This window comes from Mycobacterium sp. NAZ190054 (assembly GCF_001545925.1).
GTDB lineage: Bacteria > Actinomycetota > Actinomycetes > Mycobacteriales > Mycobacteriaceae > Mycobacterium.
In genome coordinates this window covers 1-14,683 of sequence record NZ_LMVQ01000055.1, presented here as the reverse complement: position 1 = coordinate 14,683, position 14,683 = coordinate 1, and the positions used below count along the sequence as shown (strand labels likewise).

15 protein-coding genes are annotated in these 14,683 nt (G+C 68.2%); 11 read left to right on the top strand and 4 right to left on the bottom strand.

All coding sequences use genetic code 11. The annotated features are described in order from the left end of the window. The first annotated feature begins 104 nt into the window (after positions 1-104). The 11 genes from ASJ79_RS05510 to ASJ79_RS05460 all read left to right on the top strand — a co-directional run bounded on the left by ASJ79_RS05510 (position 105) and on the right by ASJ79_RS05460 (position 10,012). Entirely contained in the window at positions 105-1,391 is a 1,287-nt protein-coding gene (locus ASJ79_RS05510; RefSeq protein WP_082753681.1) for an amidase, read from the top strand. Further along, positions 1,388-2,557 (top strand): acyl-CoA dehydrogenase family protein, encoded by a 1,170-nt coding sequence (locus ASJ79_RS05505; RefSeq protein ID WP_067953730.1) that lies wholly within the window; start codon positions 1,388-1,390, stop codon positions 2,555-2,557. Before ASJ79_RS05510 ends, ASJ79_RS05505 begins: the two co-directional genes overlap by 4 nt. Continuing rightward, positions 2,554-3,249: an enoyl-CoA hydratase/isomerase family protein gene (locus ASJ79_RS05500; RefSeq protein WP_067953729.1), complete on the top strand. Its 696-nt coding sequence runs from the start codon at positions 2,554-2,556 to the stop codon at positions 3,247-3,249. Before ASJ79_RS05505 ends, ASJ79_RS05500 begins: the two co-directional genes overlap by 4 nt. Before the next feature lie 45 nt (positions 3,250-3,294). Further along, positions 3,295-4,092 carry an SDR family NAD(P)-dependent oxidoreductase gene (locus ASJ79_RS05495; protein WP_067953728.1) on the top strand — a complete coding sequence of 266 codons (798 nt, stop codon included), beginning with the start codon at positions 3,295-3,297 and terminating at the stop codon, positions 4,090-4,092. 6 nt (positions 4,093-4,098) lie between these two features. After that, entirely contained in the window at positions 4,099-4,992 is an 894-nt protein-coding gene (locus ASJ79_RS05490) for an alpha/beta fold hydrolase (protein WP_067953727.1), read from the top strand. A 123-nt stretch (positions 4,993-5,115) separates the two neighbouring features. Then, positions 5,116-6,144, top strand: coding sequence for an ABC transporter substrate-binding protein (locus ASJ79_RS05485; protein WP_082753679.1), 1,029 nt, complete (start codon positions 5,116-5,118; stop codon positions 6,142-6,144). Between the two features lie 44 nt (positions 6,145-6,188). Then, the gene (locus ASJ79_RS05480; RefSeq protein ID WP_067953725.1) at positions 6,189-7,004 is read left to right on the top strand and encodes an ABC transporter permease; all 816 of its coding nucleotides are present in this window, start codon (positions 6,189-6,191) and stop codon (positions 7,002-7,004) included. Next, the gene (locus tag ASJ79_RS05475; RefSeq protein ID WP_082753677.1) at positions 6,994-7,785 is read left to right on the top strand and encodes an ABC transporter ATP-binding protein; all 792 of its coding nucleotides are present in this window, start codon (positions 6,994-6,996) and stop codon (positions 7,783-7,785) included. Before ASJ79_RS05480 ends, ASJ79_RS05475 begins: the two co-directional genes overlap by 11 nt. Then, a complete protein-coding gene (locus ASJ79_RS05470) occupies positions 7,782-8,591 on the top strand; it encodes an ABC transporter permease (RefSeq protein WP_067953723.1) in 810 nt (269 codons plus the stop codon). The genes ASJ79_RS05475 and ASJ79_RS05470 overlap by 4 nt, the downstream gene beginning before the upstream one ends. A gap of 114 nt (positions 8,592-8,705) precedes the next feature. Then, positions 8,706-9,317 carry a GntR family transcriptional regulator gene (locus ASJ79_RS05465; RefSeq protein WP_197420085.1) on the top strand — a complete coding sequence of 204 codons (612 nt, stop codon included), beginning with the start codon at positions 8,706-8,708 and terminating at the stop codon, positions 9,315-9,317. Next, entirely contained in the window at positions 9,314-10,012 is a 699-nt protein-coding gene (locus ASJ79_RS05460; RefSeq protein WP_197420084.1) for an HAD family hydrolase, read from the top strand. The genes ASJ79_RS05465 and ASJ79_RS05460 overlap by 4 nt, the downstream gene beginning before the upstream one ends. Here ASJ79_RS05460 and ASJ79_RS05455 read toward each other — a convergent pair. From ASJ79_RS05455 to ASJ79_RS05440, 4 genes are read right to left on the bottom strand one after another with little or no spacing between them, the layout of a single operon-like run. Continuing rightward, positions 9,973-10,506 (bottom strand): (2Fe-2S)-binding protein, encoded by a 534-nt coding sequence (locus ASJ79_RS05455; protein WP_067953722.1) that lies wholly within the window; start codon positions 10,504-10,506, stop codon positions 9,973-9,975. The genes ASJ79_RS05460 and ASJ79_RS05455 overlap by 40 nt on opposite strands. Next, positions 10,499-12,928: a xanthine dehydrogenase family protein molybdopterin-binding subunit gene (locus ASJ79_RS05450; protein WP_067953721.1), complete on the bottom strand. Its 2,430-nt coding sequence runs from the start codon at positions 12,926-12,928 to the stop codon at positions 10,499-10,501. The genes ASJ79_RS05455 and ASJ79_RS05450 overlap by 8 nt, the downstream gene beginning before the upstream one ends. Continuing rightward, positions 12,925-13,764 carry a xanthine dehydrogenase family protein subunit M gene (locus ASJ79_RS05445; RefSeq protein WP_067953720.1) on the bottom strand — a complete coding sequence of 280 codons (840 nt, stop codon included), beginning with the start codon at positions 13,762-13,764 and terminating at the stop codon, positions 12,925-12,927. Before ASJ79_RS05445 ends, ASJ79_RS05450 begins: the two co-directional genes overlap by 4 nt. Next, positions 13,761-14,402 carry an SRPBCC family protein gene (locus tag ASJ79_RS05440; protein WP_082753675.1) on the bottom strand — a complete coding sequence of 214 codons (642 nt, stop codon included), beginning with the start codon at positions 14,400-14,402 and terminating at the stop codon, positions 13,761-13,763. Before ASJ79_RS05440 ends, ASJ79_RS05445 begins: the two co-directional genes overlap by 4 nt. Between the last annotated feature and the right edge of the window lie 281 nt (positions 14,403-14,683).

Genomic DNA, 14,683 nt, shown 5'->3' with positions numbered 1-14,683 from the left:
CGCGGGAAGGCGATGGCCAGCGCCACGCGTTCGGGCAACCAGCTCATCGGCGGCGACACCGGCACCTCGGCCATCTCGATGAGGCATCCACCGCCCTCGAGGTCGTGCAGCCGAAGCGTGATCCGCGGTGGCCGGAGGGGCGCCGCGGCCAGACCAGATCCGCTGCGGTGCCGCAGCATTCGGCATCGCCGGACGCTTCCGGAACCGCCGGCCACCGTGGCTGGCTGGTCGGCCCGCCCTCGGCTGACGGTCAGCCCCGCACCGGTGCGCTGTCAGGTCTCGCGGTGGCGGTCAAGGACAACATCGATGTCGCCGGGCTGCCCACCCGCAACGGCACGCCGGGCGGACAATGGCGTTTTCCCATCGTGTCCGCGACGGCGTGGCAGACACTGGCCGACCACGGCGCCCGGTGTGCCGGCAAGGCGGCGATGCACGAGATGGCCTGGGGGGTCACCACCGCGACGATCGAGGGCCCGGTGGATCCCCGGCGCATGGCCGGCGGCTCGTCGGGCGGATCGGCCGCGCTGGTCGCCGCGGGAGTGACGGCAGGCGCGCTGGGCACGGACACCGGCGGCTCGATCCGCATCCCGGCCGCACTGTGCGGCGTGGTGGGCCTGCGGCCCACCCACGGCATGATCAGTCGGGCCGGGGTAACCGAACTCGCATCCGCGCAGGATGTCGTCGGCCCCCTCGGCGACTGTGTCGAGACCACGGCGCTGCTCTTCGAAACGCTGACCGGCGCCACGGTGATGCCCGCAGACGCCGACCTGCGCGGCTGGCGGATCGGGTACCTCTCGCACCTGGGCCGAATCGACACCGCGGTCGAGGACGCCTACCGTGCCACCATCGCCGCGCTGGTCGGTACGGGCGCCGCCCTCGTCGACATCGACACCGTGCTTCCGCGGCTGAGCGCCGGGGTGTCCCTGCTGCGCATGCTGGTCTGCTCGGAAGCGCTGTACGGCGACGACGTCCGCGGCCACCCGCACGGCTACGGCCCGGAAGCCCGGGCGCTGCTGACGCTGGGTGCCGACCTGGCGCTGGACGACGACACCCTCGACCGGGCCGCCGGCACGCTCAGGGCGGAAACCGCCGCACTCTTCGCCGACAACGACGTCGATGTGATGCTGACGCCCATGTCCCCGTGCGTGGCGCCGTTGCGCACAGCGGCCACCGTCGAACTCGGTGGGAGGCCCGAGCACGTCGACGCCGCGCTGACGCGTTACGCGGCCCTGGCCGCCGTGACCGGTATCCCGGCGGTGTCGGTGCCCGCGACGGGCGCCGGAGCACTGCCCGTCGGTGTCCAGGTCATGGCGCCGCCGGGCCGCGAAGATGCCTGCCTCAGAACAGCATTGATGATCGAGCGATCAGCACGAGAGAAGGGTATGCGATGACGGCACTGTCCCCGGTGGATCCGATCGGGCTGCAGACGATGCTGAGCGACGACGAGCAGGCGATCACCGAGACGGTGCGCGAGTTCGTGAGATCGGCTGTGCTCGACGGCGTCTCGGACTGGTTCGAGGAAGGCCGTTTCCCCGCCCGTGAGCTGGCCGGGCCGCTGGGCGACATCGGGTTGCTCGGTATGCATCTGGAGGGGTACGGCTGTGCGGCGACGTCGGCCACCGCGTACGGGCTGGCGTGCCTGGAGCTCGAAGCCGGTGACTCGGGGCTGCGGTCGTTCGTCTCGGTGCAGGGTTCGCTGGCCATGTTCCCGATCAGGACCTACGGCTCCGAGGAACAACGGCAGCAGTGGCTGCCGGGTATGGCGTCCGGCGAGTACATCGGGTGCTTCGGCCTCACCGAACCCGACAGCGGGTCGGATCCGGCGTCCATGCGCACCAGCGCGCGCAGGGACGGTCCGGACTGGATTCTCAACGGGGTCAAGACCTGGATCACCAACGGCTCGATCGCCGACGTCGCGGTGGTGTGGGCCAGGACCGACGAGGGCGTCCGCGGATTCGTCGTGCCCAGCGGACTCCCCGGTTTCGAGCAGCGCGAGATCCACCACAAGATGTCGTTGCGGGCGTCGGCGACCGGAGAGCTCGTCTTCGACGACGTCCGGCTGCCGGCCGATGCCGTGTTGCCGGGTGTCGTCGGGATGCGGGGCCCGCTGTCGTGCCTCAACGAGGCCAGGTTCGGCATCCTCTTCGGCGCGCTCGGCGCCGGACGCGCATCCTTCGAAGCCGCACTCGACTATGCGGGCAGCCGGACACAGTTCGGCAAGCCCATCGCCGGATTCCAGCTCACGCAGCAGAAGTTCGCCGACATGGCAGTCCGGTTGAGCCAGGGACTGACCCTGGCGTTGCACCTGTCCCGGCTCAAGGACGCCGGGCAACTGCGGCCCGAGCAGGTCAGCATCGGGAAGCTGGCCAACGTCCGCGCGGCGATCGAGATGTGCCGGACTGCGCGAACGATCCTGGGCGCCAACGGCATCAGTCTGGAGTATCCGGTCATCCGGCACATGACCAACCTCGAATCGGTGCTCACCTACGAGGGAACCGAGGAAGTGCATGCGTTGGTGATCGGCAAGGCGCTGACCGGGGTGGCGGCGTTTTCGTGAGCGGCCCCGGTGTCGAGTCGACGGCCGGGCCCGCAGGGGCGGTGGTGCTCAGCCTCAACACCCCGGAGCGGCGAAACTCGTTGCGACTGGCCACCGTCGACGCGATCAGCGCGGCGCTCGGGGAGAATCCGTCCGCGGTCGCGGTGATCCGGAGCAGCCGCGCCGGGATCTTCTGCAGCGGCGCGGATCTGCGGATCGACGATGACGAACGCCGGCTGGTCAGTGACCGGCTCTACGCGCTCTACGAGCTGATGGTCACCCGGCCCGGCGTGGTCATCGCGGTCGTGGACGGTCCGGCGGTCGGCGGCGGCGCACAGCTGTCCGCGGCGGCGGACGTGCGGATCGCCGGTCCCCAGGCGGCGTGGAAATGGGCCGGCCCGGCACACGGATTGGCAGTGGGCGCTTGGATTCTGCCCGACCTTGTGGGCCGCGGGCGGGCACTGTCCCTGATGCTCGGGCAGCGGTGGCTGCGCGCCTCCGAGGCCGTGCAGTACGGGTTGGCCGACGAGATCTCGGCCGAACCCGATACCGCCGCGACCGAGCTGCTGCACGGGCTGGCCGCTCTCGACGCCGGCGCCACGGCACGGATCAAGCAGATCGCCTCCGCGCCGGAGCTTCTCACGCGTCTGCGGGTGGAACGGGCGCAGAACGAGAAGAACTTCTCCGGCGCGGTTCCGCTGCGCAAGCGCTAATACCGCGCTATGGTATACCAAATATCACCGATCAGAAGGGGAACCATGGAACTCAACCTCACCGACAAGACGGCTCTCGTCACCGGCGCCAGCAAAGGGATCGGGCGCGCGGTGGCGTGGCAACTCGCCCGTGAGGGAGTCGACGTCGCGATCACCGCGCGCACGGCGTCGGACCTGGAGGCCACCGCCAAGGAGATCTCGAATTCCACTGGACGCAAGGTGGTTCCGCTCGCCGGCGACATGAGCCGGACCGAGGACGTGAATCGCTGCGTGGCGGAGGCGATGGACGCGCTCGGGTCGGTCGACATCCTCGTCACCTGTGCGGGCAGCTCGCCGGGAGGGCTTCTCGAGGAGCTCACCGACGAACAGTGGCTGGAGAGCCTGGGGTTGAAGTTCCTCGGCTATGTCCGGACCGTGCGCGCCGTGGTGCCGCACATGGTCAAGGCCGGATCGGGCTCGATCGTGCTCGTCGTCGGCAATGACGGCCTTAAGCCGAGTTTCTGGGAGATGACCGCGGGCGCCGCCAACGCCGCTGACATCAACTTCGCCTCTTCGATCGCCGACCAATACGGGCCCAAGGGAATTCGAGTCAACACCGTCAACCCGGGGCCCGTGGACACAGACCGCTGGGACACGCTGGAGAAGGCGTTCGCCCGCGACATGGGCGTGGATCAGGCGGAGGCGCGCCGGCGCGCGGAGGCCTCGATCCCGGTCGGCAAGATCACCCAGCCCGAAGAGGTGGCCGCGCTGGTCGCCTTCCTGGCCTCGGACCTGGCAACCACCCTGCACGGCGCGCACATCCCAATCGACGGCGGACAGCGCAAGCCACTGATGGAGCGCTGACACACCGTGCCGTACGCCCCTACCGATGACGGTTTCCGGCTCTACTACGAAGAGGCGGGCGCCGGGATCCCCATGGTGTTCGTCCACGAGTTCGGCGGGGATCACCGGTCGTGGGAGCCCCAGATGCGGCACTTCTCCCGCTGGTACCGCTGTATCACGTTCGCAGCGCGCGGTTTTCCGCCGTCCGACGTCCCCGCCGACCCTGCCCACTACAGTCAGGGCCGGGCGGCCGCCGACATCGCCGCGATCCTCGACGGGGCGGGCGTCGACAAGGCGTACGTGGTGGGCAATTCGATGGGAGGGTTCGCCGCGCTGCACTTCGCACTGCGCATGCCCGAGCGCTGTATCGGAGCCGTCGTCGCCGGGTGCGGCTACGGTGCAGACCCGGCGATCAACCCGACGTTCCGGGCCGAATCAGCGTTGATCGCCGACGCTTTCGAGAACGAGGGGTCGCAGAGTCTGTCGCGGTGGTACGGCGTTGGCCCGGCCCGCGTGCAGTTCGAGGCCAAGGACCCGCGCGGCCACGCCGAGCACGTCCGCATCCTCGCCGAACACGACCCGGTGGGCGCCGCCCTGACCATGCGCAACGTTCAGATCACCCGGCCCATGCTGTTCGAGATGACCGAGGAACTCCGCAGGTGCGAGACACCGGTCCTGATCATCGCCGGCGACGAGGACAACGGTGTCCTCGAAGCCGACCTGATGCTCAAACGCACGATCCCCAGGGCGGGCCTGGCCATCCTGCCCCGCACCGGTCACGTCTCGAACATCGAGGAGCCGGCCCTGTTCAACCACTTCGTCGAACGCTTCGTCCTCGGCGTGAGCAACGGGACGTGGACCCCGCGCGATCCGAGGTCGATATCGGCGTCGATGACCGGCGCCGGCACCGCAACCGAGTGAGTGTCAGGACGTAACGTCACGTAATCCGGCCGAAATGAAACATTACATACCATACACCAGTTAGTGTTCACCTTGTCGTCCGTGTCAGTGCGGGCGCAGGGTCTGCCCAAGGGAGTTGGAACGATGTCCGACACAGCGAAGAAGTTCGCGGCCGCTGCGCTAGGAATGGCGATGCTGGTCACCGCGACCGCATGCAGCACAGGAGGCGGCGGCAGTGACGCCGGCGGTGACGACGGCACGCCGGTGGTGCGGTTCCAGGTGCTCGAATCGGACCCGGCCTCCATCCCGCTGCAGATCATGATCGATCAGGGGATCGACAAGAAGCACGGCTTCCAGGCGGCCGAGGTCGTCGTCGACCCCGACGCCAGCCTGAGCACGTTCCTGCTGGGCGAAAGCGACATCGCCACCGATCAGGACGGCATCAGCCTGGCGATCGCGCAGCAGGAGGGCAAGAACGCGGTGGGATTCGCGGGAGCCCTCAACATGATGACCGGCGTCGTCGCCTCCGACGCGTCCGGCATCAACGATCCCGAGGGCCTGCGTGGCCGGCGGGTCGGCCACTTCGGGCTCGACACCGGGACCACCACCGCGATCAACGTCATGTTCGAAGAGTTGTACGGCATCAAGATCCAGGACGATCTCGACCTGCGGGAGGCCGGCGCCGCGGCGCTGCCCGAACTGATGGCCTCGGGTCAGGTCGACGCCATCTTCGACTACGAGCCGTTCGCCCTGCGAGCGACGATGATCGGGCCCGGTAAGTACATCTTCCAACCGGCGAAGGCGTGGGCCGAGCACACCGGCGGCTATTCACCCAACTTGGCGCTGCTGGCTGCCAGGACCGAGTGGCTGGATGAGAACCGGGACCTGGCGCTCAAGGCGCGGGACGCATGGTTCGAGGCCGTGGGCGTCATCGCCGACAGCAACTACGAGATCTTGAAGGAGCCGAAGTACGCGGAGATCCTGGCGCTGCGCGATGACGCCGAGCTCGACGCCTTCGTCAAGTACTGCGCCGATCTGCCCTGCTATCCCACCGAGTGGTCCCAGCAGGACGTCGACGGAACGATGGACTGGCTGCAGCTGTTCGCCGATCGCAAGCTGCTCATCGACGCGATGCCCGCACAACCTGTCGCGGTGAACCTCGAAGAATCGTGACCGGCCGAAGCAGAACGCTTCCGACGGGTTCCGTCGGTCCACAGGTGACGGCCACCCCCGGCGCCGGACGGTCGAAGCGGCCGCGGCGGAGTTCCCGCTCCGCCGCGGCCCGGCTTCGCGACAAGCTGTTGTCCGTGCTCGCGCTCGCCCTGGTGGTGCTGGCCTGGCAGGTGTGGAGCGCCAGTTCCGATCTGCTCCCCACCATCCCCGAGGTCGCCGGCGCCGCAACGGAGTTCTTCTCCGACCCCGACATCTACCGGAACATCGGTGCGACGTTTCAGCGCGTGGTCATCTCGGTCGTGATCGGTCTGGTGCTCGGCCTGGCCGGTGCCATCCTGAGCCTGCGCGGCGGGCTGGTCGGTCAGGTCGTCGACGTGTACGTGTCGCTGGCCATCGCGATTCCGAGCACCGTGGCAGCGTTGTTGGCGCTGTTCATCTTTCACCGCTCGGAGATCGGCGTCTACGCCGTCGTCGTGCTGGTCATCTGGCCGTTCATGGTGATCACGTTGCGCGGCGGCCTGCAACTGATGGATCCGAGGCTGGACGGGATGGCCGAGGTCTACCGGTTCTCCCGGGGCCGTCGGCTCCGCAAAGTCGTCGTCCCGCAGTTGATCCCGTACGCGTTCGCCGCGGTGCGCAGTGAGAACGCGCACGCGTGGCGCGTCGTGGTCCTCGCCGAGGTGTTCGCCGTCAACAGCGGCATGGGAGCCAGTTTCACCAAGGCGTACGACCGTTTCCTCATCGACGAGGTGGTGTTGTGGATCGTGACATTCGTCGTGATCCTGCTGTTCGTCGAATACGTGGTGCTCAGACCTTTGGAGAACCACTTCATGCGTTGGAGGTTCCAAGATGTCCGTTGACGTGCAGAGCCGGAACGCCGAGCCGCAGATCAGCTTCCGCGACGTCGAGGTCACCTATCCGAACGGGGCGGTGGCGGTCGAGAACATCAGCCTCGATGTCCGGGCGGGGGAGTTCCTGGCAATTCTCGGCCCGAGTGGCTGCGGGAAATCCACTCTGCTGCAGGCGACCGCCGGTCTGTTGGGAGTGTCCCAGGGCAGCATCAGCGTGGGTGGACAGTCGGTCGGTCAGCATTCCCGCGCCACGGCACCGTCGATCGGCTATGTCTTCCAGGAGCACCGGTTGTTGCCCTGGCTGACCGTGGCGCAGAACATCGAAACCGTGCTCGCGGCGACGTCGATCCCGAAGTCCGAATGGCAGCAGCGGATCACCGAGTACCTGTCGATGCTGCAGATCGAGCACCTGCGCGACAGGTGGCCCAATCAGCTGTCCGGCGGGCAACGGCAACGCGCCTCGATCTCCCGTGCCCTGTCCATCGATTCCGACGTCGTGCTCATGGATGAGCCGTTCGGCACCCTGGACGAGGTGACGGCCCGCACCATGCGCGCCGAACTGCTGGAGGTGTGGCACCGCACCAACCGCACTTTCGTGTTCGTGACGCACTCGATCCGGGAGTCGCTCTTCCTCGCCGACCGGGTGGCCATCTTCACCAAGGGACCTGCGTCGCTGGTCGAGATCATCGACGTGGAGCTGCCCCGGCCACGGGACTACGACAGCCCCGCGCTGTCACAGTTGGAAGGCGATGTGGTGCGGCGGGTGCTCGAAATCTGGGGTGCCGAATGAGCACCGTGGACACCACGGATCCGTTGGCCGGCGCGGCGTCGGCCGCCGGAACGAAACGGGAACGCGCCAAGCCGCTGTCCGTCGTCGTGGCGATCGGTCTCATCGTGGCCGCTTGGCAGGTCGTGGCGTTCATGTCCTCCGGGTGGGTTCCCGGAATACCCGCGATCGCCGAGGCGATCGTGTCGCTGCTCGGCCGGTCGAGCACGTACAGCGATCTCGGAATCACGTTGTTGCGACTGCTGATCGCTTTCGTCGCGGCGACGGTGCTGGGCATCCTGATCGGATCGGCGATGGGGCTGTGGCGGCCGTTCGAAGCCTTCGCCCGACCGCTGGTCGTGGTCGGCCTGGCGATCCCCGACCCGATGTACTTCATCTTCGCGGTCCTGCTGCTGGGCACCGACCAGGAGGTCGGGATGCTCGCGCTGGTGCTCGCCGTGATTCCTTTCGTCGTGCACGGGGCCGACAGCGGGGTCCGTAACCGCGACCGCAACCTCGACGAGATGAGCCGGGTCTACAAGCTCTCACGACGCTCGTACTTCGTCGATGTCCTGGGCCGCCAGATCGCCCCGATCGCGCTGGCCTCGATGCGGACCTCGCTGGCGTTCTCCTGGAAGATCGTCGTGCTGATGGAAGCGCTCACGCAGCCGAACGGTGTTGGGGCACAGATCTATTACTCGTTCCGGCTGCTGCGGCCCGCGGAGATGATCGCCTATGCGCTGATCTTCGTGGTGATCATGCGGGCAGTGGAGTTCATCGCGTTCAAACCGCTCGACCGCCGGCTGGCCGGCTGGGTCGGGTCACGGTGAGCGCAGCGCTGCAACCGCCCCCGGCCCGGTGATATACCATCGGCGATTGTGGGGAGCGCGCGGCGGCGCGAAGGATCACGGAGGTCTGGAATGACACCTGAGCCGACTACCGGTATGACCGCGCCAGTGTTCGCGTCCAAGGCGGATGTCGTCTGCGCGCTGATGCGTCAGATGATCATCAGCGGTGAGGTACAGGCCGGCGATGCGTTGCGGCAGCGGGATATCGGCGCGCGATTCGGGGTCAGCCAGACCCCGGTGCGGGAGGCGCTCAAGCGACTCGAATCCGAAGGCCTCGTCACCATCGATCCGCACCGCGGGGCGGTGGTCTCCAAGTCGAGTGTCGGGGTCCAGCGGGAGCACGGTGATATCCGCGCCGCGCTGGAGGCGCTGGGAGCCAAGTTCGCCGCCGCCGTGATCACCGAAGAACAGATCGCCGAATTGCGGGCGCTCAACGCGGTGATGGCCGACATGAGCGATGACGACCCCCGCTACGCCGAGGCGAACCGGGCATTTCACTTCAAGGTCTACGAGTGCGCTGAGTCACCGATACTGCTGTCGATCATGAGGTTGCTGTGGCAGTCGATCCTGCTCGGTCCGATGACCGCACGTCGGCACGGGGAGTCGTGGCAGCAGCACGAACGGCTCATCGACGCCCTCGAAGCGCGTGACGGTGAACTGGCCGCCAGACTGATGAGCGAGCACATCCTCGGTTCCGGATCCGATTGAGCACCGCGCACCTGCCCCGCCGGCCCAGGGGGATCCTCTTCGATCTCGACGACACGTTGCTCGACCATCGCGGTGCCGCGCGGGACGCGCTGCGGGAATGGGGCCGGTACGCGGGCCTGGACATGCCGGCCGAGGATCTGGAGAAGACGTGGTACCGCTTGGAATCCCACTACTACAGCCGGTATCAGAAGGGTGAGCTGACCAAGGTCGAGCAGCGCCGGGCCCGGGTGCGGGACGTGTTCAGCCCTCTCGATCTCAGCGACGGCGAAGCCGACCGGCTGTTCGACGCGTACTGGAACAGTTACTGCCGGGCGTGGCGGGCTTTCCCCGACGCCGAGCGTGCGGTGCGCAGGGCGCTGGAGGCCGGGCTCTCGGTGGGGTTGCTGACCAACGGTGACGCCGGCGATCAGCGGCGCAAGGTGGAGGCCACCACGCTGAAGTCGTTCGGTCTGCCGCTGTTCGCCTCCTCGGAGCTGCCGAGCGCCAAACCGGACCCGCGGGCCTTCCGGTCCGCCTGCACTGCAATCGATGTGGCACCCGAAGAGTGTCTGATGATCGGTGACTCGCTGATCAACGATGTGCACGGTGCACTGGGCGCGGGTCTGTCGGCCGTGCTGCTGGACCGCTACGGTGCGAGTGAGGCTGCGGCGCAGGGCTACTCGGTGGTCCGTTCGCTGGACGCGGTGCCGTTCTGAGCGGCGGTGCCGACGCCGCAGCGACGCCGTTCGGCACAGTCGGCGATCGCATCGACGATGGTCTGGTAGCCGGTGCAGCGGCACAGGTTCGAGGCGACGACTTCGCGGATCTCTTCCCGGCTCGGGTGCGGCGTCTCGGCCAGATAGCCCTCGGCCAGCATCAGGAAACCCGGCGTGCAGAAACCACATTGCAGGCCGTGATGCTCCGAAAAGCACTGCTGCAGATCGTTCATCGCGCCGTCCTCGCCGGCCAGTGATTCGACGGTGCGGATCTCCGAGCCCTCGGCCTGCGCTGCGAACATCAGGCACGCGCGGGCGGGGGCACCGTCAACCAGCACGGTGCACGCGCCGCAGATGCCGTGCTCACATCCGACGTGAGTTCCGGTGAGGCCGAGATCGTGGCGCAATACATCCACCAGCGTGCGCCGCGGCTCGACGATCACTTCGCGGCGAGTCCCGTTGACCGACAATTCAATCAGCTGCACGTCAGCCATCGAGCCCCCTCGGGTGATCGGAGGCCATCGCCTCCAGCGGTGAGCACAGTGGATTCTCCAGTGCCCGGTAGACCAGTTCGCGTGGGATGGGTGTGCTGTCCAGTTCGACGCCGGTGTGCCGCAGCGCGTCGTTGACCGCGTTGAGAACCGCGCCCGGTACGCCGATCGTGCCGCCCTCGCCCGCGCCTTTGGCACCGGTCTCGGTCAGTGCGCTCGGCGTCTCGAGATGCTCGATGCGGATGTCGGGTATCTCCATCGCCGTCGGCACCTTGTACTCCATGAACGTCGGGCACAGCGGCTGGCCGTTGGCGTCGTAGGTCACCTGCTCGAACAACGTGCTGGCGATGCCCTGCGCGATGCCGCCCCGGGCCTGTCCCTCGACGACCTGCGGGTTGATCGCGACGCCGACGTCTTCGACGCAGATGTAGCGCAGTATCGCGACATCTCCCGTGCCGCTGTCGATTTCGACGACGACGCCGTGCGTGGCGTTGGAGAACACGCCTTCAGCAGCCAGGTCGAAGCTGGCCGAGGCGCGCAGCCCGGGTCCGATGTCCTTGGGCAGTTTCGTCGACTGCAGATAGGCGACGAAAGCCAGGTCGGCGAACGACATCCTCTTGTCCGGGTGGTTGCGGACCCGCACCCCGCCGTCCCCGTCGAGTTCGACCGAGGTGACGTCGACTTCCATCAGATGTGCTGCGAGCGCGCAGAGTTGGTCGGCGAGCTTGACGGCGGCGATGGCGACGGCGCTGCCGCCGATGGTGATCGAGCGGCTCGCGAAGGAACCGAAGCCGTAGGTGATCTTCTCGGTGTCTCCCTGCACCACTTTGACTTTGTCCATCGGCAGGCCCAGCCGGTCGGCCACGATCTGGGCCATCGTGGTCTCGTGGCTCTGGCCGTGCGAGAGGGTGCCGGTGGTGACCCGCACGGACCCGGACGTGTCCATCGTGATGTCGGACAGGTCGAAGCTGATCAGCGCGCGGGGTTTGCGCTCGGAGAAGGCGCCGGAGGCCAACCCGGTCCGTTCGGAGTAGCAGGCGTAGCCGATGCCGAGAATCCTGCCCTGCGCGGCGGCCTCGCGCTTGCGGTCGTACCATCCTTCGTCGCGCAGCGTCTGTTCACAGAGGTTCAACGACTCCAGATAGGAGCCGGGATCGTAGGTGATGTTGTTGACGCCACGGTAGGGGAACACCGTGATCAGGTTCCGGCGCCGCAGGTCCAGCGCGTCGACGCCGAGCGTGCGCGCGGCGCGCTCCATCAGCAGTTCCATCACGGTCACACATTGCGGGCGGCTGACGCCGCGATAGGCGGCGGTCGGCGCCTTGTTGGTGGCGATGGCGCGGGACCGGATCCGGTAGGCGGGCACCACGTACACGCCGGGCAACTCGGTGGCTGCCATCATCGGCTCGATCGCCGCGGTGAACGGGAACACCGAGTAGGCGCCCATGTCGCACACGACGTCGTTGTCGAGGGCCAGCAGGCGGCCGTTCTCGTCGAAGGCACCGCGGGTTTTGAAGTGCTGCTCGCGGGCGAGGAACGCCGCGGTCAGGTTGTCGCGACGATCCTCGATCCACTTGACCGGTCGGCGCAGCCTCAGCGCCGCCGCGGCGGCGGCCAGCTCCTCCCGGCCCACGGCGGCCTTCTGACCGAACCCGCCGCCGATGTCGGGGGTGACCACCCGGACGTGCCGCTGATCGATGCCGGCACTGTTGGCGAAGCTGTCCCGCAGCATGTGGGGGATCTGGGTGCTGGCCCGGATCAGCAGCTGCTCGTCGCGGTCGACCCACTCCGCCACCACGCCGCGGGTCTCCATCGGGAGCGCGTTCTGGCGTCCGCTGCGGTGCTCGATCTCCACGACGGTGTGGGCACGGGCGAAGATCTCGTCGATCCCGTCGGTGGCGAACATCGTGACGTCGACGAAGGTGTTGTCGGGCGCCCCGGCGTGCAGCAGTGGCGCACCGGCGGCCAGCGCGGCCTGTTCGGTCATGACCGGAGGCAGCAGGTCGTAGTCGACCACCGCCGCTTCGAGTCCGTCTTCGGCGGCATAGGGGTCGGTGGCGACCACGATCGCGATCGGCTCGCCGACGAAGCGCACGACGTCGCGGGCCAGCACCGGCATCGGGGTGGTGCGGAACTCGCTCTCGGGGCGGTTCAACCGCCCGACGAGATCGGCCAGGCCGAGGTCGTCGGCGGTGAACGCGGCCACCACGCCGGGAACATGTCGCACCTCGGACAGGTCGACCGAGCGGAGGCGGGCGTGGGCCTCGGTACTGCGCACGAACTGTGCGTGCAACATGCCCGGGACCGCGATGTCGTCGACGTAGCGGCCCCGGCCGGTCAGCAGCCTCGGGTCCTCGCGGCGCGGCACCGAGGCGCCGACCCACGTTCCGTTGCCCGTGCTGCCGCCGGCTTGCCGAGCGCTCACGCCGCTGCCTCCTCACATGCCCGCTGCACCAGGGTCCGCACCAGACCGCGCCGGTAATGGGCGTCGAACTCGCCGTCGTCGCGGATCTCCACCTGTGTCGCGACCGCGGCCGCCACCCGGCTGTACCGGTCGGCGGCCGTCGGGTCCCACACCGAGTCGTCCACCTCGACCGCCAGCGGCGTGCCGGCCACCCCGCCGAGCACCACCCACGGCGGTCCGGGCCGGTTCGGCCGGCCGGCCAGGTCGACGGCCGCCGACACGATCGCGAAATCGCCCTGCCTGTCCGCGTATTCGGCCAGCGCGGCATGCGGGGCGGGCCGGGGGAAGACGATCTCGACGATCATCTCGTCGGGGTGCAACGCCGTCGTGTAGGGGGCGAGGAAGAACTCGGAGGCGGGCACGGTGCGCCGGCCCGCCGGACCCTCGGCGACGATCTGCGCGTCCAGCAGCCTGGCCAGGCTGCACCACTCGGCGGTCGCGTCGGCATGAGCCAGGCTGCCGCCGACGGTGCCCCTGGTGCGGATCGGCAGATGTCCGATCCATCTCATGGTGCGTGACAGGACGGCGAACTCCGGTCCCAGGTCGGCCTTCTCGACGGCATGGTGGGTGACGAGCGCGCCGATCCGCAGCGCTGTACCGTCCCTGCGGATGTCGTTGAGACCGTCGATGTGGGCGATGTCGACGAGGTGTTCCGGGCGGGCGAGCCGGAACGCCATCATGGCTGTCAGGCTCTGACCACCCGCGATCAACTTCGCGTCGTCCCCGAACTCGGTGAGCAGGCTGATCGCGTCGGCCACCGTGGTGGCCCGGTAGTAGGAGAACCGGGCCGGCTTCATCGCCGCGGCCCGAGACGGCGGACCGACACCAGAATCGCGGTGAGCAGGCCGAGTTGGGTCACCGTCGCGATCGCCGGCAGGGCGCGCTTGAGGGCGGGCACCACGACGACGGTCAGCATGTCCAGCGAGTCCGAGTCCTGCACAGCCGAGCCGGTGGCCGCCGCTCCGGTGGGCGGACGCTCCCCGGAGCCGTTCCCGGCCAGGGTGCGGGCGAGCCGTTCGGCGAACTGGGCGACGATACGGTCGGCGACCTCGACGATGACCGCCCGTCCGAACTGGGCGGCGCGCCCGGTGATGGCGACCTCGGCGCGCATACGCACCTCTGTCTGGCTGTCGCTCAATGCATTCAGTGCACCGGTCACCTTGGCCGCCGCGGTGCCCTGGCCCCGCGAATCCCGGCCGCGCGCATCGATGACGACGGTGTGGGTGGCGTCCTGGCGTTCCAGGTAGGACCCCTTGCCCTGATAGTTCATCGTGATCGGCCCGACCTTGAGCTTGACCTCGCCGCTGAAGGAGTCACCGTCGCACTCGGTCAGGGCGGCCCCGGGGAAGCACGGTGCGACCACCCGCGGGTCCTGCAGCGCTTGCCACACCGCGGGCAGCGGAGCGGCGACGGTGAAGGTGTTCTCCAATTGCACTGCGCCACTCCCATATCCGCCCGAGCCGTCGAGCGATTCCTCGTTGTTCGACCGCGTCAGCCGCAGAGCCCGACGGGACTTGGTATACCATACATCGTCCTCACGACGGTGCGCCGCGCAGCTGAACGCCGCCGGTTCCGTTGCCACCACCGCTGAAATTGCATTCCGGCCGGGCGGTTCTCGGTTTTCCGCTGGTGGAATGCAATTTCGGCCACGGGGTCGTTCAATTTCTGCCAGGTGAAATGGCCGGCCGCGGTGGCGGGTTCAACCAGTCAGATCAC